Raw genomic sequence first — 20957 nt, 5'->3', positions numbered from 1 at the left:
TTACATCGAAATGTTCTACAACCCAACACGCAAGCACGTCCGCAACGGCATGCTCTCACCCGTCGAATTCGAACGGCGACACCAAATCTAACCCCGAAGGTGTCTACAGAACGCGGGGCTATTCAGAACGAACGATCAATCTTGAGCCAGGACACTGGGAACTTGTTCAGATGGGTCAATGACGCGAAGCCCGTGCCGAAGTCATCCAGCGCAATCTGAACCCCTGCATCATGCAGCTTGTCCAGGGCATGCGCCACTGCCTCGGAACCGTCGCCCAGAAACACAGACTCCGTGACCTCCACTTCGAGATCACGCGGCTGCAGTCCTGCGTGTGCAAGGCTCGTGAGAATAGTTGTGGCAATATCGGTTCTGAAGAACTGATCGGCAGACAGGTTGATGGCGACGCTGCCGAACTGCACGCCGGTGGACCGCCAGGCGTGCATATCCTCAATGACACGGTCAAGCATGCGTTTGCCCAGTTCCAGTGAGAGCACAGGATCGTCAAAGGCTTCCTTGATCAAACCAGGGGGCTGGATGCCCTCGCGTGGATGTTCCCATCTCAGCAGTGCCTCGAAGCCGCAGATCTTGCCTGTCTCCAGCGACACTTTTGGCTGGTAGAACGGCATAACAGCGTCTCGTGCGAGCGCATCTTTGGCGCAGGCCAGCGCAGATATCCGGTTCTGGACCACCTGACGGATCTTGGGGGTAAAAAATGCATATTGATTACCCCCAGCTCGCTTGGCTTCGCAGAGCGCCAGATCGGCGTTCTTCATCAACTCACCGGGACGCTCGTCGCTTTGTGGATAAAGCGCAAGCCCCAGACTAGCCTTGCAGGACAGTTCGTGCCCGTTGAACGGCACTGGGGCACCAAATTCCTTCATCAGACTGCGGGCAAGCGCTTCGAGAATTGCCGGAGTACACTGCTCGGGATATATGACCGCGAACTCATCACCGCCAATGCGCGCTGCAAGGGCATTGACCGGCAAACTTGCCTGCAACGCCTTTGCGGCTCCGATCAGAACAGCGTCACCAGCGTCGTGACCGAGCGTATCGTTGATATCCTTGAATGCATCCAGATCAAGATAGATGACGCCCACGGAAGCCGAATGCTCCGCTGCTTGCGCCATTGCCTTCTCGAGATGCTCCAGGAACATGGCCCGGTTTGGCAATCCGGTAAGTGCGTCGTGGTGAGCCTCACGCTGGAGACGAGCTTCCGCTGCTCTTTGCGTGCTGATGTCATGGACCGCTCCGACTATGCGAAGCGGCGTTCCGGCTGAGCTGCGCACGATGACGCAACGCTCGATAACATCGGCATAAGATCCGTCTGTTCTCCGAAAGCGGTACTCACCGTGCCAGTACTCGCGAGCTCCATTGATGGCGCCGTAAATGTCTAGCGCGATCCGGTTTCGGTCATCTGGGTGGATACTGCTTGTCCATTCGGCACCGGACCGCCCAAATTGGATATAGCCGCCGGCAGATTGATGTTCATGACCAGCAGCCCACATGAGCGTGTCCGTGCCCAGGTCCCATTCATACATTGCATCACTTGATGCTACTGCTGCCAAGCGGAACCGCTCTTCGCTTTTCACCAATGCCACACTCTTGCGGTGGGCATAGAGCTGGTCCACCACAATGGCAGCAAGGGTCTCCAGCAGTGCAATCTCGTTTTCTGAGATCGAGCGAGCCTTGTTATAGATTACGCACAGAGTGCCCACCGCAGACTCATCGATGACGAGCGGAACACCTGCATAGGCGCATACATGAGGAGCGCCGACAACAAACGGATTGTCCGCGAAGCGCTCATCCTCTGTCACGTTCGGGACCACTAAAGGACCTGAAGAGCGGATCGTTTCATTGCAGAATGCCACGCCTCTTGGGACTTCCCCCCTTGGAGCCCCGGCACAGGATTTAAGCCACTGACGATGTTCATCGATCAGTGAAATCTGAGCTATGGGAGCAATCAGCAGCTTCGCTGCCAATTCAGTTATTCTGTCAAATTCCAGTGCCGGCGGAGTATCCAGTATCTCCAGGGCCTTCAAAGTTGCGACACGACGAGATTCTTCAAGATTGGAGAACTTGGCTTCGGCGGTCATCAAGTTGTCTCTGTGGGTTGAGAGAAGAACGGCTGCAGGGTGCACCGGTAGCTTGAGGGCGAACGCACCTATGGTGCGCTTATAGAGAGGACAAGAGGCGAATTCTGCTGACTAAAGCGATGATGTGAGTTCACGGGGGTGCCCTCAAGTGGCACCCCCGCTCACTCTCGGCGGCTACCCGGTTCAACTACGGCGAAGAACCGAGCCGGCATGGAGGCTTGCCACCGCCGAGTGAGAGATTGTCAATAAGTTTGCTCTTTGGACGCGCTGTTTCATAAGCTAAGAGTTATGGGTGTCTACGGCAGGTTCAAAGCTGGCAACTCAAGCTCCCTGTTATCTATTCAGCGATGGTGCGCAATTCCTGCCACACGTCTTCAACAGCCTGATTGTACCGAACCGCAGACTTGACCTCGACCGGCAGAGCCAGATCGGGTGCAGTCATGTTCCCGATGGCGGCAAGGAGGGAGAAGGTCGCAACGACCTTGTTCGCGGATGCGGTGATCAGTCCCTCACGCGCCGTCGTCAGTTCGGCCTGGGCATTGAGAACATCCAGCGTGGTGCGCGTTCCAAGGTCGCGTTCCTGGATCACGCCTTCAACGACTTCACGTCCGGCAGATACTGCGGCGTTCGCGGCCGAGATCTGTGCATCGGCGCTCTGGATGCCGGCCCAGGCGGAAATCACCGCCTCGCGGATTTGATCGTAGGCGGACATGGCGTCCACCTCGGAGCGGATCTGCTCGATATTGGCACGGCGGACGGAGGCCCCGATGGCACCGCCGGCGTAGATCGGCACCGTGATCTGGAAACCGAGGGAAGCGGAAAAACCATCACCGGCGCCATTGGGTTGGCTCCAGCGTGAGCCCACCTGCCCCGTGACCGTCGCGTTCGGCCCGAACTCGGCCTGCGCGCCATCCGAGTTGGCCTGAGCCGCGCGGATCGCAGCCTTGGCGCCAAGAATAGCTGGATGCCCTACTTCGGCCTCAGCGATGGCCGCCTGCAGATTGGGCGGGATCAGCCGACTGTAACTATGAGAGGCATCCAGGTTTTGTGGCGGGACGCCAACATATCGCTGAAAAGTCGCCTCGCTGATCTCAAGACTGTTGATGGCGGCGTCCAGGGTTGCCTGGCCTTGGGCAAGGCGTGCCCGAGCCTGTGCAACATCGATGCGGGTCCCTTCACCAACCTCCAACCGATCCTGCGAGGATTGCAGTTGAGCTTGGAAGAAGCTGAAGTTTTCACGCCGCAGTGCCACCAACTGACGGTCCGACAAGACAGACATATAGGCCTGGATGACGGAAAGTAGCACGTTTTGCTCGGTATTGCGGATCTGGAATTCGGCCGCTTCGGCACCTGCCCGTGCTGCCTCGATCTCCGCGTCGGTGCGGAAATTATCGAAGATGGTTTGGTTATAAGTGAGGCCGGTCGTCAAGGCAGTTCCGCCATTAAAGCCAGCATCGGTCAATGAGCCCGAGTAGGTTCCGCCGACGGAGGCGCCTATCGTCGGCAATTTGCCGGACTTGGCCAAAGCCACGTCTTCGGCTGCGGATTTGGCGGCTAGCAGAGCCGACTGCAGATCTGGCGCATAGTCGTAGGCTCGGGTCAGTGCCTGCGTAATCGACTGTGCCTGAGCGCCTGTAACGGCCAGCGAAGCCACTCCAAGCACCATGACGCAGGAAAAGAACTTAATGCACAAACTGAACGCCCTCTTCATCGACGATACTGGCGTGGAAGACTTGAATATAGAGCGGCTGGGGAACGGCGCGTGACGATCGTCGTCTCGAGAAAGCAGGGTCGATTGCTCATTGCGCATCAACTCGCGACGGCGAGACCAACATCGATCTTGTAGAATCGTAGACCAAGAGACCGGATCGAGTAGCAAAAGGTACAGCTGTACCTCGGTCGGAAGCCAGACGACCCAAAAATGTTGCCATGCTGGCAAATCCATCATGTTTGAACAGATCACCTGGCTGCGCTGATGTGATGTCGAGGACCAGCACACCAGCTTCTTGCACCACTGCTTGTACGCGAGGATCACTTACATCCAACCTGCCTACTCGGGGGCGATCACCACTGAGGAGACCTGCGATCTCGAGGGCTCGATCCTCCCGAGACACCATAATCAGTATCGGTGGGTTCATTCGCCCCACCAGAGACAGTTGCGTCTTGAAAACCTCCGGATCGATATCAGGCGCCGCAAGGACAATGCCAATCTTGTCCAGAACTGCTCTTTCATTCGCAAGTTTGATCTGGCGTGTGGCTTCCATCACGAGGAACCCGCCCATGCTATGTCCGGCAACGATAAGTTGCCTGATCGGCGTCATGCCGGAAATGGTTCTGATAACGTCAACGAGATCGTCGCGTGAGGCCAAGCTCGCATCACGATCTGCGACGTAGCCAAGCAATGTCGCGTCTGATGGCCAGGAGAACAAGATTGCTGGACCGCCCAAATTTGAGTCGGCCGAGACCTGTGCCAGTCGGAAGAGCGCTTCCTGGTACGTCTGATTATATCCATGGACATATAAAGCGGCAGAACCGGTCGCAATCGACTTTCTACTGACCGCAGTCACAAATTGTTCTTGGTCCAAGGATTTCCTCGAGAGAACAACAAAGTGGCTTGTTGGATCTGGCGACGATTTGGGAAACGGGATTTCAGTTGAATGCACACCAGCAGGTACCGAGATCTCGTACAATTCATAGGTCAGGGTTCCCGAGCGAACAGCGCTGAAACCTCCGTCCGTAGTTAAAGCCCGATTGGTTGCAGTAAGGATTTCAACAACCTGGTGAGTGGAGATCACCTTACTGGGGTGGAGCACCGTAGTGGTTGGCCGTATCGCAACGCATGCCGACAATAGCAGCATGATGGCCACGCTGCCGACTAGCTTGAAGAAGATTGGGCGCAGGGTGCCAGTAACCGCTTTGAGGTTCTGCGACCGATCCGACTGGTCGCTGCTGTTGCGCATTCTTATCATGCGTTGACTGCTTCCATCTCAGCCAAGTCGCCCTCGACAGGCTCCTTTATGCGAAACCAAGCTACGTAAAGAGCCGGGAGAAACAGCAAGGTCAAAACTGTACCCACGATAATGCCACCCATCATGGCGTAGGCCATCGGACCCCAGAATACTTCCCTGGAGATTGGAATGAGCGCCAAACTTGCGGCAGCGGCAGTGAGAATGATCGGGCGCATGCGATGTTCGGTAGCTTCGACCACAGCATGCCAGGCGTTCATCCCAGTCTTGAGCAGATCCTCAATTTGAACCACCAAGATCACGGAGTTCCGGATCAGGATACCGACCAACGCGAGCACACCGAGAATTGCGACAAAACCCATTGGGGCGCCACTCAAAAGAAGGGCAGCAACAACTCCGATCAGGCCGAGCGGCGCAACTGCGAAAACGATGAACAATCGCTGGAAACTCTGCAACTGGATCATAAGGAGTGTTGCCATTGCGATGAGCATCAGCGGAACAACTGCCACAATAGGTCCTTGACCTTCTGCACTCGATTCTACGCTGCCGCCGATCTCAACCGCATAGCCGGCTGGTAGCTTGCTGATGAATTCGTCCACGGTGGGTGTCAGATTGGCAACCACCGTGGCTGGTTGAACACTTCCCAATACCGTCGCCTTCAGTGTGATGGTTGGTACGCCCGCTCGGCGCTGGATCACCGGCTGCTCCAGCTGGAAGCGGAAAGTTGCAACACTGGCAAGAGGTACAGAGTTACCACTGGCGTTTGTGATCCTTATGTTTCTCAGAGCTTCGACAGATGATCTCTCATCAGCCGTGGCCCGGGCAATTATCGGAACCAAGTAAGTCTCGTCCCGCACCTGTGTGATGGTTGAACCACCAACGATGCCATTGAGGGCATAGGCAATATCTTGTGACGTTATGCCCAGCTGAGCTGCATTGTCTTGCAGCACGTCCACCTTGATGACGCGGGACGGTTCATTCCAGTCAAAGGTTATGTCTCCCAATTGCTGATTATGCCCGATGGCGGACGCTAACTCGTTAGCCAAGCTCCGAACCATTTCGACGTCAGGGCCGGAAACACGATATTGCACCGGACGGCCTACTGGTGGGCCAATATCCAGGAGTTTTACGAACGCGTCAGTACCGGGAAAGGCCTCCTTGAGCCAACTCTGCAACTTTGGACGAATACGGTTCCTGGCTTCAAGATCCTTTGTGACGATGATGATCTGGCCCACATATGGATTGGCGGGCGTCGGATCAAAGGAAAGAAGAAAGCGTGTGGCTCCTTGGCCCACATATGAGCTCCAGTGCTCGATGTCGGCGTTGCCTGCCAGTTGCTCTTTCTCGAAGCGATCCATCTGGGCTTTAGTTTCAAGAATGGTGGCATCTTGAGGTAGATTGAAGTCGACCACCAATTCGGCACGGTCCGAAGCGGGAAAGAATTGTTGCTGCACGGAGCCCATCAGGTAGATGGAAACCGCAAGCGCAGCAACGCAAACTCCGATGGTGAGCCACCGGGCGCGCATACAGAATTTTAGAACAGCGCTGAAGGTCCTTGTAAGCCTTCCGGGCTCCTCGCTCTTGTGTTTCATTTTCTTGGGCAGGATGAGCACGCCCAGGAGAGGCGTAAAAACTACTGCAACGACCCACGAAACGACCAAGGATACTGCAATGACGACGAAGAGGCTGAAGGTGTACTCGCCCGCAGCACTGCCGTTCAAACCAACAGGAATAAAGCTGGCCACCGTAACCAGGGTACCAGTGAGCATTGGGAATGCTGTCGAGGTATAAACAGCCGTTGCCGCCTTGCGAAGCGTGTCACCGGCTTCCAGGCGAGACACCATCATTTCAACTGCAATCATGGCGTCGTCCACCAACAGCCCTAGCGCAATGATCAAGGCTCCAAGTGAGATACGCTGCAGCGAAATGCCAAAGTACTGCATGATGAAGAAGGTGATGGCTAAGACAAGCGGGATGGCCAGAGCTACGACAAAGCCTGCTCTCATCCCTAAGCTCACGAAGCTTACCGCCAGGACGATGGCAATAGCTTCCATCAGGCTGCGAACGAAGTGGTCGACAGAATGCTCCACTACTTCAGGCTGATCCGACACCTTGTGTAAATCGATGCCTATGGGCAAGTTAGCCACCGCGTGATCGATGGTTTCGGTGAGCGCCTCGCCGAAAACCAACAGGTTCGATCCAGCAACCATTCCCACCGCAAGACCGATCACCGGTTCACCATTATAGCGAAACATAGGACTCGGTGGATCCTCATAACCACGGGTTATGGTTGCTACGTCAGCAAGCCTGAAGAATGTTTCACCTACTCGAAGGTTGATATCGCGAATGGAATCCTGCGAGGTGAAGCCGCCACCAACCCGGATCGCCACACGCTCAGCTCCAGCTTGAATGACGCCCGTTTGTGTCACTGCATTCTGGGCTTGTAAGGCCCCTATAATGGATTGCTGGCTCACACCGTAAGCCGACAGTTTTTGCGGCGAAAACTCGAGAAAGATGACCTCGTCCTGCACCCCGAGAAGGTCTACGCGGCCCACATTGGGAACGCGGAGCACTTGCTCGCGTACATCTTCCACATAATCGCGAAGCTGCCGATCCGTCAGACCGTCCGCAGTAAAGGCGTATATGTTACCATAGACGTCGCCAAAGCGATCGTTAAAGAAAGGTCCAATGACCCCGGGCGGGAATTCACCAGCTATGTCACCTATGAGGTTGCGCACCTGTGTCCAAGTCGCAGTGACCTCTCCACCCGCGACCGAAGCGTCGAGGTTGACGTTAACCACGGTCTGTCCAGCGGTAGTGGTGCTGGTGGTATAGTCGAGCTGGCTCAATTCGACGAGCTTCTGCTCGATACGATCCGTGACCTGGTTCGTCATTTCCTCGACGGAGGCGCCCGGCCATTGTGCGGCGATGACCATGGTCTTGATGGTGAAGTTCGGATCTTCTTCACGCCCCAGGTTCATGTAGGCCGAGATGCCTGCAACCGTGCAAACGATCATGAAGAACCAGACGAGGGACTTGTGGTCCAACGCCCACTCAGACAGGTTGAAGGTCTTCAATTTGTATGCCCTTCGTTGATGAGGACCTTCTGTCCTTCTTTGAGGCTGTTGGCTCCGGCAGTCACCACGATATCGCCTTCTGCCAAACCCTCTCTGATGATGAAGTCACCGGATTCCTGCTTCTCGGCGACCACGGTGCGTTTGGCGACGCTTCCGGTGGCAACGTCCACCACCCAGAGAGCTTGCATAGCGCCATCGGCAAAGATTGAGGTTGCTGGCGCAACCAGATCCAAACGACCCACGTCCGCGCGTGTAGCTATGATGGTGGAGCCAAGCCGGAGCATTCCTGCAGGATCGTCCATGGCAATTCTGACAGTAACTGTGCGGGTGGTCGGGTCGGCTTGGGGGGAGATTTCGCGTACAGTTCCGGGCACTGAGACGTCAGGATCAAGCTGTTTGGTGATGGTGAATTTCGTCCCAACTTGAAGCGAGCTTCCCTCAGACTCAATCACTGCAATTACCGCCTCGCGTTCCTCTGGCTGCACTCCAGTCACAATAGCTTCACCAGCCGCCACTGTCTGACCTGGTTCAACCCACACCTCAGTAACAAGCCCTGCATTGTCGGCACGCAGAGTGGTGTAGTTCAACTGCTCTTGTGCCTTGTTCAATTGGGCTTGCGCCTGAGCCAGGGAGGACTCCCCTGCCCGGCGGGCCTGCCGCGCTGTTTCGAAGACAGCAGGAGAGATGTTGTTCTGCTCGAGCAGGGTTTGCTGCCGTTGCTCCACAGCCAGCAGATTGTTGAGCTGTGCCTGGACCGATGCGAAATTTGCCTCGGCGGTCCGCACGGCAAGCTCTTGCTGGGTGGAGTCAAGTTGCGCGATCTGTTGACCGGGCTCCACTCGATCCCCAACCCCAACGGAACGACTGACCACCCGGCCAAACGTTCGAAAGCTAAGGGTTGCCTTATAGCGCGCTTCCACTTCCCCGGCAAAACGGTCTGCCGCCAAGCCTTCGAACGCCATGGTTTTGGTGAGCACTGGCCGCACGACCTGCGCCTCGGCGGCGCTCTCAGGAGCAGGTTGGCAACCAGCAAGGGCCAACATCAATACGAGGCTGGCAGCTGAAAAGGAGCGGTTCATCATGGTTCTTGTTTCACGCGTACAAGTTGTCCGGGAAACACAAGGTTCGCTCCTGACGTGACTATCAAATCACCAGGTGCAATGCCGCCGCTGACTACTAGGGAGTCGTTGTCGAAAGCATTGAGTTCAATCCTTCGCTTGGAGGCGACGTGACTTTGTGGATCAACCACCCAAACAGCAGGAAGGGCATCCTCTGACGTCAAGGCCGATGCAGGCACAACCACTGCCGGAACGGTTGCATATTGACCGGTTGTCGTCACCACCGAGCCGAGGGACATTGCCCCTGGGGGTGAGTTCACAGTCAGCTTGATCTCAACGGTCCCAGTCGACTTATTGATGGTTGGAGAAATTTCGCTAAGGGTAGCAGTGGCGGTCGAGCTTGCATTGTTCACAGATTGAACGATAAAATTCTGCGCAGCGAACGCATCGCTTAGAACGCCTTCATCAACTGCGAAGACTGCCTCGCGAGGACCATCCGCCGCAACGGTGTATGCCGGCTGCCCAGCTTGTATCACCTGCCCAACTTCAATCTGTCGACTGATGATCGTACCTTTGACGAAGGCTCGGAGCGTTGTCTGTTCGATTGCCTCTGCAGAGCGCTCAAGCGCGACTTGCGCACTATCCACGGCACTACTTGCCGTAGAGACTGCTTCGGACGCGGAATCATATGCGCTTCTCGTCGTTAGGCCCTGATCTAGCAAACCCTGCTGCCTGCCCAAATTCGTTTTAGCTTGGTCAAGAGCGAACTGCGCTGCATCCAAGGCCGCCTGTGCCGCATCGCGATCGGTTTCCTGCTCAGAGGAACTCAAACGAGCTAGAATTTGGTTAACCTCAACTTTGTCCCCCACCTCGACAAAGCGTTCCACGATTTGACCACTGGTCTGGAATGCCAGGTCGGTCGAAGTGTTTGCCCGTATCTCACCTGTCAATGTGATGCGCGACGAGTAGTCGCTCAACTCAGCCACGACGACATCAACAAGAAGCGGTTCTTTTTCGGAGACTTCCAAAACTGGCTGACATCCCGCCAAGGCGCCGGCGCAACCAAGCAGGGCTACCGCCCTCCATATAGTACTGGAAGCAGATGGTAAGCGCAGGTGAGTTGCCGTCATGCATCCACTCCAATCACCTGACAAACAATATATTTGACTAAACGGATAGTCAATGAAAATGTGCGGATGGAGTGGCTGTGTTAGGCTATGGAACGCGAACAAGGATTGGGACAGCTAATGGCGCAAACCGGCACGCGGGCAGAACGTAAACAGGCAAGACCACGCGAGATTCTACAGGCGGCCTTCGAAGAATTCTCCTTGCGAGGCTATGCGGCAACAAACGTCGAACATATCGCTGACCGTGTTGGAGTGACAAAGGGAACGATCTACGTCTACTTCCCCAGCAAGGAAGATGTGTTCGAGAACATGATCGCTGAACTGGCGCAGCCGTCAATTGACAGTTCTCTGTACTTGAAGGTGCTGAATACAGGGACAGCAATCGACACGTTTGATGGGTTCTTGCGCGATCTCTATCAGGTCATGGTGCAAGATCGGTACACGAGTGAAGTCTGGCGTTTTTTAGTGGCAGAGGCGAATGCTTTTGGTAGCCTGAGACGGAAGTACAGGGAGGCCTTCGCCTTGCCGGTCCTTTCCACCGTGCAAGCTATTGTGAAACATGGTTGCGAAAAAGGTGAGTTCCGAAAGGAAGCAGCTGACCTGGATCCCCTTCTGCTAATCATTCCGCTCTTGGGCTTAAATGTAGCAAGGCACATCGATCCCGAATTCGACGTTGCACCGGACCGGTTCATTGAACAGCATATCCTTTTGATCCGCTACTTTCTGGAAGAACCAGGCAAAGGTTAGTCTTCAAAGTTAAAGGGCTAAAAACCGCCTGGTTTTCAGTACGAAGCGGGTGTGAATGTGAAGCTTCACGCCAAGCGGGACAGTCGCGCTTCTAACGCCCCTATTATAAGCGCACCGCCAATCTATGAGATCGCATTGTCAGGTCACAAGTGCCGTGACCTTGGATCAAGTGTGAAATAGCTCATCGTTTGTACGGCCAGTGACCGTCCCACGAAGAAGCGGTCGACAATCAGCTCAATGCAGAACAAAGAGATCCGATGTTTGCGCAAATCTTGATCGTCATGGTTCTAGCTACTGCCGTGACTATCGTCGCGCACAGACGGGGCGCTCAACCCAGTCTCTTGCTTGTTCTTGTGGGCCTTGTGGCGTCCTTCGTTCCCGGCTTGAACCGACTGGAACTTGAGCCTCACATCATCCTGAACGTGGTTCTGCCGCCCTTGTTGTTTTCTGCAGCGACGGAGTTCTCCTACTTCAGCTTCAAACAACGCTTGCGTTCCATTTTGAACCTGGGGGTGATGCTGGTGGCGGTGACAGCAGGAGCGGTAGGTCTGGCTGCCACTTGGATCTATCCCGAGATGAGCCTGATCGTGGCACTTGTCCTTGGCGCGGTCATATCGCCTCCGGATGCGGTCACCGCCGTTGCGGTGGGCCGTAGTGCCGGATTGCCCACGAAAATCATGACGGTGCTAAAAGGAGAAAGCTTGATCAATGATGCTGCAGCGCTCACGCTGTTTACATTTGCCACAGCGACAGTCGCCAGCACACACCTGTTTACATCGAACCTGCTGGTTTTCTTTGCATATGGCGCCGGTGTAGGCGTCGCTACCGGCTTGGGAATGGCGGTACTTGTGCATTGGACTCGCAGCAAGCTGTACAATGCCACACTCTCTACAGTTCTGTCCGTCCTAGTCCCCTTTACGGCGTATATGTTGGCGGAAGAGATTCATGCTTCCGGGGTACTCGCTGTTGTCGCTGCTGGATTGTACTTGGGCCACACCTCCAGCCATGAGCTGCCAACCGCCCGCAACCAAGAGCGCCAGTTCTGGCTCACAGCCGATGCGTTGCTGGAGACCTTTGTGTTCGCCTATATAGGCCTTCAGCTACGCTTTGTTATCGAGGACGCATCCAAGAGCGACCTGACGTTACCTTGGCTTGCGGCCCTCACCGCAACGACCCTGGCGGTCGTGATTTTGATCCGCATGGTCTGGATCTACTCCAGTGCTTCCTTGCTGCGCATGGTACAGGGCATCACAGGCAAGCGGTTTTATGATGCAGACCCGTTCGGGGCGCGAGAAAATTTCATTATCGGGTGGACTGGGATGCGGGGGGTGGTCACCCTGGCGGCGGCAGCTGGCATTCCACTGTCTGTGTTGGATGGCTCCGCATTTCCCAACCGTGACGCAATCCAGGCTGTGGCGTTCCTCGTAACTATTGGTACCCTACTCGTCCAAGGGATCAGTCTGCCTTACATCATCAGGATCTTTGGTCTTACATCAAGGACTGAGGAGGCCCGAGCGAAGCAACAAACTGCTAAGCTGATGGAAATCGCGCGCCAAGCTGGGATTGATGCGATTGGTAAGTTCCGACGGCTGCATGATAGCGAAGATGTTGGAACATACGCCGATCTGGTTCTGAAACGCATAACGAGCAGCAGAGACGTCGATGCGGAACTTTCGGTGGATCCGTCGCTTCGCTACCGACTTGTTGAACAAATCCTCCTAGCGAGACGGTCAGCGGTGATCCGGGCACGCGACGATCGGGCAATTGATGACGAGATCGTTCGTGAAGTCTTGCGCCAGTTCGATGCTGAGCAAATGGCCCTTGATGGGTGGTCAGCGTTCCGCGCTCCAGAAAGCGAAAAGTGAAATCCGGAGCCATGCAAACTGGGAGGCCCGATAACGCTGAACTATGAGATATTAGCAATCAGCCGTGCACCAGTAGTTCAATAGCCGTATCCACTCATCTAAGGCAGTCACCGCCTCTGGTGCGACCCACTTTTGTAACAACAGCTGTTATGGCTGGCGAAGGTGAGAGCACTTACGAATGATGATGAACGTGGTGGTTTCACGCTAGTCAATCAGGTTGTTCCTGGCGTGGCAGGCGGCGTCGAACGTGGCCTCGTAGTTAACGATGAACAACCATCGGGGAGCCGCGCTCTCCAGAACTGAACCCGGTCGCAACGTCTGGAAGTACTGCAGACAGAACTGGCGCTTGGACACGTTTAGTCTAGATATTTTTGATTGACGTCAGATGCTCAGCAAGCCACTGCCCTGCAGGTCCAAGCACCTTGGTTTTCAAGTGAACGACGCTTAGGGCAATCTCGGGCCAGGTTGTGAATGGATCTCTGTCATATAGCTTTAGCGCCACTAACCGCCCTGCAGCTATGTCGTCCTCCTCCATGTGCAGGGGCATGCTGGCCCACCCCAGGCCAGCGATGATGATACTGTAGCGCAGGGAGATATCGTTGACCCGCCACCGGTTTATGGCGAACGCCATTGCATCATCCGTGCCCGACGAGCCAATGTCGGATGACAACATGACCTGCATGAAGTCGCGCAACCGGTTCTCGTCAATTATTCCATCAATCTTCCCGAGCGGATGGTCGATTGCGGCGACTGCCACCATTCTCGCTCGCCCATAGCGGCGCCGCAGGAAATCGTCCTCGCCTTGCCGCCCAGGGGGGTCGCCCACAACGCCGAGGTCTGCCAATCCGTTCTTCAAGGTTGCAATAGTAGCCTGCAAAGGCTGGCGCATGATTGACACCTCGACCATCGGATATTCTTCCTGGAAATCCCGCAGGTGAGCGACGAACGGTGTCATGGGAACGCCAACGTCAACGGCGAGTGCAAGACGGCTTTCTATTCCGGCAGTAAGACCATGAGCCTGCGTGCGAAACTCCAGCGCCGCATCCAGAACCCTGCGGGCGCGTGGCAAAAGGACGGCACCTTCTTTCGTCAAAGTCGGCCGGTAAGCGGTACGATCGAATAGCTCTGACCCCGTGTGCTGTTCTAAGGCCTGGATCGCATAGGTGACAACCGACTGGGCTCGGTTCAACTTCCGAGCTGCTGCCGAGAAGCTGCCTGCATCGACGACAGCGACGAAGACCGCAAGATGGTCAAGCGATAAGCCGTCGACCCTCAACTCAGCCATGACAAACTCCATCAACTCAGTTGCTGGAGATGATCCACACTTTCTGGCTATTTTGCAATGAGCTGTACACCTAGTTTCCGGATCAAAGGAAATAGGCACATGAACACCGAACAGAGAACGGAAGCAAGTCGGGCCCCTTCAACGGGCATTCGGATAGGTCACATTCATCTGCACGTCGCCGATCTAGACCGGTCCGTTCAATACTATCGCGATGTCATCGGATTTGATGTCGTGCGCCAGATGGACGTGGCCGCCTTCCTCAGCTCCGATGGCTACCATCACCATGTGGCCCTAAATACTTGGGGAACCCTGGGCATGAAGCCAGATTGTTGATTGCCGTTTGGATTTGACCCGGGATTGTCATTGAGAAGTGACCCGGTTGGACGATAGTTTCCCGCGGTGCGGGGATGGTCAAGTAGCGAGTTTTTCCTTTCGCGTTTTCGGCGCTGCAGCGCTTGCCCTGAAGCGGAAGCTGTCATTGCCGGTTTCCAGGATGTGGCAGTGATGGGTGAGCCGGTCGAGCAGAGCGGTTGTCATCTTGGCGTCACCGAACACGCCAGCCCATTCGCTGAAGCTGAGGTTGGTAGTGATGATGACGCTGGTCTGCTCGTAGAGTTTGCTGAGCAGATGGAACAGCAGCGCACCGCCTGATGGGCTAAACGGCAGATAGCCCAGCTCGTCGAGGATGATGAGATCGAGCCGCAGCAGACGCTCGGCAAGCTGGCCTGCCTTGTTCAACGCTTTTTCCTGCTCGAGTGCATTGACCAGGTCGACGGAAGCGAAGAAGCGAACCTTCTTGTGGTGGTGGCGAACCGCCTGGACGCCTAGGGCTGTGGCGATATGGGTTTTGCCAGTGCCAGGTCCACCGATCAGCACCACATTGTCCGCTCCTTCGATGAAGGTGCCGCGATGCAGTTGCTGGACGGAGGCCTCATTGATCTCGCTGGAAGCGAAGTCGAAGCCAGTCAGATCCTTGTAAGCAGGGAAGCGGGCCCCCTTGAGGTGATAGGCAATGGACCTGACCTCCCGCTCGGCGAGCTCGGCCTTGAGCAGTTGAGACAGGATGGGCACGGCCGTATCGAAGGCAGGAGCACCCTGTTCGATCAACTCGTCCACGGCTTGGGCCATGCCATACATCTTGAGGCTGCGCAGCATGACCACCACGGCGGCACTGGCGGGATCATGACGCATGGCGAACATCCTTGCCACGCAGCGTGTCGTATCGCGCGACGTTGGCTTTTGGTTCCTGACGCAGGGCCAGAGCCTGGGGCGCATCGATCAATGCAACCTCAGTCTCTTTGCCATCCACCAGGCGATGCAGCAGATTGAGGATATCGGTCTTGGTCGGAACGCCTGCTTCGAGCGCAAACTCGACGGCACACAAAACCGCCTGCTCGTCGTGATGCAGAACCAGGGCCAGGATCTCCACCATCTCCCGATCGCCACCTGGGCGCTTGAGCAGCAGCCCCTGCAATCTCCGGAACGCCTCAGGCAGATCGAGGAACGGCGCTCCATTGCGCAGGGCGCCAGGCTTGCGCTGGATCACCGCCAGATAGTGCCGCCAGTCATAGACTGTGCATCCTGGCTGGCGATGGGACCGATCGATGATACGAACGTGCTCGCACAGGATCTGGCCCTCGGCCACCACGACGATCCGCTCAGGGTAAATCCGCAGGCTGACCGGGCGGTTCGCAAACGAGGCCGGTACGCTGTAACGGTTGCGTTCGAAGTTCACCAGGCAAGTGGGTGATACGCGCTTGGTCTGTTCAACAAAGCCATCGAAGGGTCGTCCCAAAGGCATCAGGCTCGCAACCTCACCGGCATGCGCATCGGCAACGCTGCCAGGAAGGTTGCCATGCACGATCTGCGCTCCATTGGGCGATGCATCGCTCTTCGACCCAGGCGTTCAAGCCATCGAGGTTCGCGAAGTTCGGCAGTGGCTGCCACAGGCGCCGGCGGGCATCCTGCACGTTCTTCTCGATCTGCCCCTTCTCCCATCCTGATGCCGGATTGCAGAACTCGGGTTCGAACAGATAATGGCTGGCCATCGCCGCGAACCGGGCGTTGACCTGCCGGGCCTTGCCAGAGCCGATCCGGTCCACCGCGGTCTTCATATTGTCGAAGATGCCGCGACGGGGAACGCCGCCAAGAACCCGGAACGCCTGGGTCATCGCATCGAACAGCATCTCATGGGTCTGCAGTGGATAGGCCCGAACAATGAACGCCCGGCTGTGCGAGAGCTTGGTATGGGCCACCTGCAGCTTGGTGCGCTCACCGCCCAGGATCGCCCAGTCCTCGCTCCAGTCGAACTGGAAGGCTTCGCCCGGTTCGAACACCAGCGGAACAAAGGTGCCACGCCCGCTGGTCTGATGCTCGCGTTGCCGATCGCCCTTCCAGACCCGCACGAACGCCGCGACGCGCTCATACGAACCCTCATAGCCCAGCACCACCAGATCGGCATGCATCTGCTTGGCCGTGCGCCGCTGCTTGCGCGATTTACCCGCTTCCACGCGCAGCCAGTCGGAGAGCTTCTGCGCAAAAGCGTCGAGCTTGCTGGGCCGCACCGGAACCCTGAACTTGGGCTCCACCGTGTCGGCCCGCAGATACTTGCGGATGGTATTGCGGGACAATCCCGTGCGTCGCTCAATCTCTCGGATCGGCATCCCCTCACGGAAATGCCAGCGCCGGATTACGCTCAGTAACGCCATGTCGATCACTCCAAGCCCCCCGACCAAAAGCCAAGGGGGCGATCAAAACATGGGTCAAATCTCAGTGAAAACTTAAGCCCCTAAAGGGTCAGATCTCAGTGGCAATCAACACATTGGCCCCTGCATCATCTGGCAATGCCGCCGGTCCGCCCCCAAATGCGACAAGCTCCGCGCAGCCGGGCATGCCGGCACCATCGAAGCCAAGACCGGCCTCGCGCTCGACCCCCTGTTCCCCGCCGGGAAGATCGCTTGGTTGCTCGACCATGTCCCCGGCGCCCGCGCACGGGCCGAAGCGGGCGAACTGCGGGCCGGCACCGTCGACAGTTGGCTCCTCTGGAACCTTTCTGGCGGCGCAGTCCACGCCACCGATCATTCCAACGCCGCGCGCACCCAGTTGTTCAACACCCAGACCCTGTGCTGGGACGCCGCGTTGTGCGAGCTCTTTGGTGTGCCACTCTCGCTGCTCCCCGAGGTGCGCTCCTCCAATGCGCAGTTCGGCCATCTTGCGGGGGGAGCCACCGCTCTCCCAGCCGGCGTTCCCATACACGCCATGATCGGGGACTCCCATGCAGCCCTCTTCGGCCACGGTGTCCGCACACCCGGCACCGCCAAGGCCACTTATGGAACTGGCACCTCGCTCATGGCACTGACATCCGACCGTGTCGGCTCGACCCATGGCCTCTCCAGCACCATCGCCTGGAGCCAGGGGGGCAAGGTGCAGCATGCGCTCGAAGGCAATATTTCCGTCTCCGGCCAGGCCGCCGCCTTTGCCGCCGAACTCCTGGGTCTCCCCGACGCCGCCGCACTGTCGGCGCTTGCCGAAACCGTTTTTGACAGCAATGGCGTCGCCTTTGTTCCCGCCCTTGTAGGCCTGGGTGCTCCCTATTGGCGCGCCGACGCACGCGGCAGCATCACGGGTATGTCGCTCGGCACCAAGCCCGCCCACCTCGCCCGCGCTGCCCTTGAAGCCATCGCCTTCCAGGTCGCCGATGTTTATCGCGCTATGGAAGCCGACATGGACGCGCCTCTGGGGGAACTGCGCGCCGACGGTGGCGCCTCGCGTAATCAAAACATCATGCAGTTCGAAGCCGATATTCTCGATCGCCCTGTCGCTGCAGCCGCAGCCCCGGAAGTGAGCGCCCTAGGCGCTGCAGCACTCGCCTTCTCCGCCATTGGCATCTCCGTACCAGGCGTACCCGCCGCCAGCCGTTTCACGCCGCAGATGGACGACGCGACCCGCAACAAACATCGCCAGCGCTGGCAATCCGCAATAACCCAGACCCTGGCGACACAAGACAATCAGAACAGTGGAGGAACCCCATGACAAACCCACGCTTCGGCGCCGGCATCTGGCACTTTGCCACCTATCTCGACCGCTATGCGACGGACGGCTACGGCACGCCGCGCAACATCATCGAAGCGATCGACCTTGCCGGCCAGGTCAAGGACCTTTCCGTCGTGGATCTCAACTGGCCTTATTTCGGCGGCAAATTCTCTGACACGCAGATCAAGACGGCGCTCGATCGAAATAATCTCTCGGTCATCGGCATCACGCCCGAAATCTACACTCGCGACTTCGTCAAGGGGGCCTTCACCAATCCCGACGCCGGCATTCGCCGCAAGGCGCATGAACTAATCACCGCCTCATGCGACGTGGTGCGCTTCCACAAGGCCGACTACGTCAAGCTTTGGCCCGGTCAGGATGGTTGGGACTACCCGTTCCAGGTTGATTATTCGACCCAATGGCAGCGCTCGCTTGACGGCGTCGCCCAGCTCGCAAGCGAAAACCCCGACCTCAAATTCGTCATTGAGTACAAGCCCCGCGAACCCCGCGTCCGCATGAGTTTCGGCTCCGTCGCTCGCACCATCTTGGGTATTGAGAAGATCGGCCTGCCAAACGTCGGCATCCTGCTCGATTTCGGCCACGCCATCATGGGCGGCGAATCCGCCGCTGACTCGGCCCAGCTTGCCATCGACCACGGCCGCCTCTTCGGCATGGACGTCAATGACAATTACCGCTCCTGGGACGATGATCTCGTCGCGGGGAGCCTGCACCCGATCGAGCTTTTCGAGTTCTTTTATGTCCTGAAGAAAAACAACTGGGAAGGCGTCTGGCAGCTCGACCAATTCCCGTTCCGTGAGGACAGCGTCGCCACGGCGATCCACGCTATCGATTTCCTCAAGGCGGCCGCCAAGGGCCTTGATCGCCTCGACGTCGACGCGCTGCAGGAAGCCCAGAGCCGCCATGATGCCATCGGCGCGCTCAAGATTGCTCAGAAAGCCTTATTCAGCGCGATGGGAGAGCAATAGTGAGCAGTCTTCCCCTCAACAAGCGCGCGCGTCTTATTCTCAACACCGACGCTAAGAACGAGGCAGACGACCAGTTCACCATCGTTCATGCCCTATTGACCCCCACTTTTGATTTCCATGGCCTCATCGCGGCGCATTTTGGCGATCATCGCTCAAAGACATCGATGCAGGACAGCCGCGTCGAGATCGATCATATCCTCGAGCTCATGGACCTTTCGGGCCGCATCGTGGTCGCCAATGGCGCCACCGGCGCACTGCCCGACGAGAACACGCCGGTGCCCTCCCCCGGCGCCCAGCTCATTATCGATCAAGCCATGCGCGATGACGACCGCCCGCTCTATGTTGCCTTCCTTGGGCCGCTGACCGACATGGCTTCGGCCCTGCTCATAGAGCCGCGCCTCAATGAACGCAAAATTATCTGCGTCTGGATTGGTGGCGGCGTCTGGCCTACAGGGGGCCGCGAGTTCAACCTCATGAACGACATCGCTGCGGCCAACGTCGTCATGCGCTCGAAGATCCAGGTCTGGCAGATCCCCTCCACCGTTTATCGCATGATGGCGGTCAGCTATGCCGAGTTGCAGGAGCGCTGCGAGGGCAATGGGCCCATCGGCAAATACCTCGTGGACCAATTGATCGACTGGAATCTGCGCGTCCACCAAGGCCCTATCGAGCACCGCTCGCTTGGCGATACGCCTGCTCTTTCTGTCATTCTCAATCCGATGGGAGGCGTATCCGAATGGCGCCCCGCGCCTGAGTTCTCGCCCCAGATGCACTACATCCACAATGGCCAGAACCGCCCGATCAAGGTCTACGACACCATCGACGTGCGCTATATCCTTGAGGATTTCTACGCCAAGCTCGCCCGCTTCCATCGCGGCGTGCAGGAATTGGCTAATTTCGGCTGAACATTGAGAGGACGCCAGTATGCGCTGGCGTCCCGTCCGTAGCCTAGCGTGCCACTCCCGCCCGATCGAACAGCAGGGCATGGTCCGGATCGAAGCCCAGTACTATATTCTCCCCTAGCCGCAGAGCCCGATCGCCGTCGAGAACGGCCATCAAAGGCATGCCGCCCGGCGGGTTTACGCTGACATTTGTTTCGTTGCCGAGCCGCTCCACCAGCGCCACCTGACCCACAATACTGCCATTGGCGTTGGGCACGAGCGCATGGGGGCGCACGCCCAGCGTGACGCTGTCGCCGGGCTTGAGCCCATCGTTGCGCGTCTTGATGGCGGTTGCGGCGAGGTCCTGCTGGATACACGCACGATATCGGCCTCCACGGCATCTACGGTCACGGGCAGCAGGTTCATCTTGGGCGAGCCGATGAACCCGGCAACAAAAAGATTGGCGGGGCGCTGGTAGAGTTCGATGGGTGAGCCGACTTGTTGCACCACCCCGGCGTCGAGCACCACAATCTTGTCGGCCAGGGTCATGGCTTCGACCTGATCGTGGGTAACGTAGATCATGGTCGAGCCGAGGTCCTGGTGCAGCCGCGCCAATTCCATGCGCATGTCGACCCGCAATGCTGCATCGAGATTGCTGAGCGGTTCGTCGAACAGGAACACTTCGGGCTGCCTTACGATCGCCCGACCGATGGCAAGACGCTGCCGTTGGCCGCCTGAGAGCTGGCCGGGTTTGCGATCCAGCAGATGCTCCATCTGCAGGATGCGTGCCGCGTCCCAGATCTTTTGTCCGAACATCCTTGGGCGTTTTGGCCAGTTTCA

Annotated in this window: 16 protein-coding genes and 1 pseudogene; 6 read left to right on the top strand and 11 right to left on the bottom strand. The window is 57.3% G+C overall.

The annotated features are described in order from the left end of the window. Positions 1–122: 122 nt before the first annotated feature. From DDE77_RS15335 to DDE77_RS15310, 6 genes are all read right to left on the bottom strand, one after another. On the bottom strand, positions 123–2093 hold the full coding sequence (locus tag DDE77_RS15335) for a sensor domain-containing phosphodiesterase (RefSeq protein WP_108398343.1): 1971 nt from the start codon (positions 2091–2093) through the stop codon (positions 123–125). Between the two features lie 337 nt (positions 2094–2430). Further along, positions 2431–3786: a TolC family outer membrane protein gene (locus tag DDE77_RS15330; RefSeq protein ID WP_157959872.1), complete on the bottom strand. Its 1356-nt coding sequence runs from the start codon at positions 3784–3786 to the stop codon at positions 2431–2433. A 106-nt stretch (positions 3787–3892) separates the two neighbouring features. Then, positions 3893–5062, bottom strand: coding sequence for an alpha/beta hydrolase (locus DDE77_RS15325; protein ID WP_108398341.1), 1170 nt, complete (start codon positions 5060–5062; stop codon positions 3893–3895). Next, positions 5059–8136: an efflux RND transporter permease subunit gene (locus DDE77_RS15320; protein ID WP_108398340.1), complete on the bottom strand. Its 3078-nt coding sequence runs from the start codon at positions 8134–8136 to the stop codon at positions 5059–5061. Before DDE77_RS15320 ends, DDE77_RS15325 begins: the two co-directional genes overlap by 4 nt. After that, a complete protein-coding gene (locus DDE77_RS15315) occupies positions 8133–9098 on the bottom strand; it encodes an efflux RND transporter periplasmic adaptor subunit (protein ID WP_157959871.1) in 966 nt (321 codons plus the stop codon). The genes DDE77_RS15320 and DDE77_RS15315 overlap by 4 nt, the downstream gene beginning before the upstream one ends. A gap of 116 nt (positions 9099–9214) precedes the next feature. Next, a complete protein-coding gene (locus DDE77_RS15310) occupies positions 9215–10222 on the bottom strand; it encodes an efflux RND transporter periplasmic adaptor subunit (RefSeq protein ID WP_157959870.1) in 1008 nt (335 codons plus the stop codon). Positions 10223–10411: 189 nt separating this feature from the next. Here DDE77_RS15310 and DDE77_RS15305 point away from each other — a divergent pair, with 189 nt between their 5' ends. Together DDE77_RS15305 and DDE77_RS15300 are read left to right on the top strand one after the other, a co-directional pair. Beyond that, complete coding sequence (locus tag DDE77_RS15305; protein WP_108398337.1) at positions 10412–11068, top strand: TetR/AcrR family transcriptional regulator; 657 nt, start codon at positions 10412–10414, stop codon at positions 11066–11068. A gap of 257 nt (positions 11069–11325) precedes the next feature. Further along, positions 11326–12933: a Na+/H+ antiporter gene (locus DDE77_RS15300; protein WP_108398336.1), complete on the top strand. Its 1608-nt coding sequence runs from the start codon at positions 11326–11328 to the stop codon at positions 12931–12933. A 361-nt stretch (positions 12934–13294) separates the two neighbouring features. On the opposite strand, the gene DDE77_RS15295 is transcribed toward DDE77_RS15300, so the two are convergent. Further along, positions 13295–14218, bottom strand: a complete 924-nt coding sequence (locus DDE77_RS15295) for a LysR family transcriptional regulator (RefSeq protein ID WP_170116537.1) — start codon at positions 14216–14218, stop codon at positions 13295–13297. A gap of 99 nt (positions 14219–14317) precedes the next feature. Between DDE77_RS15295 and DDE77_RS15290 the strand changes: the two genes are divergently transcribed. Then, on the top strand, positions 14318–14551 hold the full coding sequence (locus DDE77_RS15290; protein ID WP_108398334.1) for a VOC family protein: 234 nt from the start codon (positions 14318–14320) through the stop codon (positions 14549–14551). A 78-nt stretch (positions 14552–14629) separates the two neighbouring features. Here the strand turns inward: DDE77_RS15290 and istB are convergent, their stop codons facing one another. Both istB and istA read right to left on the bottom strand, forming a co-directional pair. Beyond that, positions 14630–15409, bottom strand: coding sequence for an IS21-like element helper ATPase IstB (gene istB / locus DDE77_RS15285; RefSeq protein ID WP_108398368.1), 780 nt, complete (start codon positions 15407–15409; stop codon positions 14630–14632). Then, positions 15399–16926 (bottom strand): annotated as a pseudogene (gene istA, locus DDE77_RS15280) (IS21 family transposase). The gene istB and the pseudogene istA overlap by 11 nt, the downstream one beginning before the upstream one ends. A 112-nt stretch (positions 16927–17038) precedes the next feature. On the opposite strand from istA, the gene DDE77_RS15275 reads away from it, so the two are divergent. Genes DDE77_RS15275 through DDE77_RS15265 form a run of 3 tightly spaced genes read left to right on the top strand, consistent with a single transcriptional unit; the run spans position 17039 to position 20141 of the window. Then, on the top strand, positions 17039–18250 hold the full coding sequence (locus tag DDE77_RS15275; RefSeq protein WP_108398333.1) for an FGGY-family carbohydrate kinase: 1212 nt from the start codon (positions 17039–17041) through the stop codon (positions 18248–18250). Continuing rightward, positions 18247–19236, top strand: coding sequence for a sugar phosphate isomerase/epimerase family protein (locus DDE77_RS15270; RefSeq protein ID WP_108398332.1), 990 nt, complete (start codon positions 18247–18249; stop codon positions 19234–19236). Before DDE77_RS15275 ends, DDE77_RS15270 begins: the two co-directional genes overlap by 4 nt. Further along, on the top strand, positions 19236–20141 hold the full coding sequence (locus DDE77_RS15265; protein ID WP_210204405.1) for a nucleoside hydrolase: 906 nt from the start codon (positions 19236–19238) through the stop codon (positions 20139–20141). The genes DDE77_RS15270 and DDE77_RS15265 overlap by 1 nt, the downstream gene beginning before the upstream one ends. Before the next feature lie 43 nt (positions 20142–20184). On the opposite strand, the gene DDE77_RS20245 is transcribed toward DDE77_RS15265, so the two are convergent. Both DDE77_RS20245 and DDE77_RS20100 read right to left on the bottom strand, forming a co-directional pair. Beyond that, positions 20185–20361: a TOBE domain-containing protein gene (locus DDE77_RS20245; protein WP_245895310.1), complete on the bottom strand. Its 177-nt coding sequence runs from the start codon at positions 20359–20361 to the stop codon at positions 20185–20187. Beyond that, the gene (locus DDE77_RS20100) at positions 20316–20933 is read right to left on the bottom strand and encodes an ABC transporter ATP-binding protein (protein ID WP_425430758.1); all 618 of its coding nucleotides are present in this window, start codon (positions 20931–20933) and stop codon (positions 20316–20318) included. The genes DDE77_RS20245 and DDE77_RS20100 overlap by 46 nt, the downstream gene beginning before the upstream one ends. Between the last annotated feature and the right edge of the window lie 24 nt (positions 20934–20957).

This window comes from Devosia submarina, assembly GCF_003056345.1.
Taxonomy (GTDB): Bacteria; Pseudomonadota; Alphaproteobacteria; order Rhizobiales; family Devosiaceae; genus Devosia; species Devosia submarina.
Note: the sequence above shows the minus strand (reverse complement) of the source record. Positions and strands in the feature narration are given on the sequence as shown.

Coding starts and splice junctions, on each gene's coding strand:
- DDE77_RS15335 (WP_108398343.1), bottom strand. CDS start 2,093: ATGACCGCCGAAGCCAAGTTCTCCAATCTTGAAGAATCTCGTCGTGTC.
- DDE77_RS15325 (WP_108398341.1), bottom strand. CDS start 5,062: ATGATAAGAATGCGCAACAGCAGCGACCAGTCGGATCGGTCGCAGAAC.
- DDE77_RS15315 (WP_157959871.1), bottom strand. CDS start 9,098: ATGGCGTTCGAAGGCTTGGCGGCAGACCGTTTTGCCGGGGAAGTGGAA.
- DDE77_RS15305 (WP_108398337.1), top strand. CDS start 10,412: ATGGAACGCGAACAAGGATTGGGACAGCTAATGGCGCAAACCGGCACG.
- DDE77_RS15300 (WP_108398336.1), top strand. CDS start 11,326: ATGTTTGCGCAAATCTTGATCGTCATGGTTCTAGCTACTGCCGTGACT.
- DDE77_RS15295 (WP_170116537.1), bottom strand. CDS start 14,218: ATGGCTGAGTTGAGGGTCGACGGCTTATCGCTTGACCATCTTGCGGTC.
- DDE77_RS15290 (WP_108398334.1), top strand. CDS start 14,318: ATGAACACCGAACAGAGAACGGAAGCAAGTCGGGCCCCTTCAACGGGC.
- istB (WP_108398368.1), bottom strand. CDS start 15,409: ATGCGTCATGATCCCGCCAGTGCCGCCGTGGTGGTCATGCTGCGCAGC.
- DDE77_RS15270 (WP_108398332.1), top strand. CDS start 18,247: ATGACAAACCCACGCTTCGGCGCCGGCATCTGGCACTTTGCCACCTAT.
- DDE77_RS20100 (WP_425430758.1), bottom strand. CDS start 20,933: ATGTTCGGACAAAAGATCTGGGACGCGGCACGCATCCTGCAGATGGAG.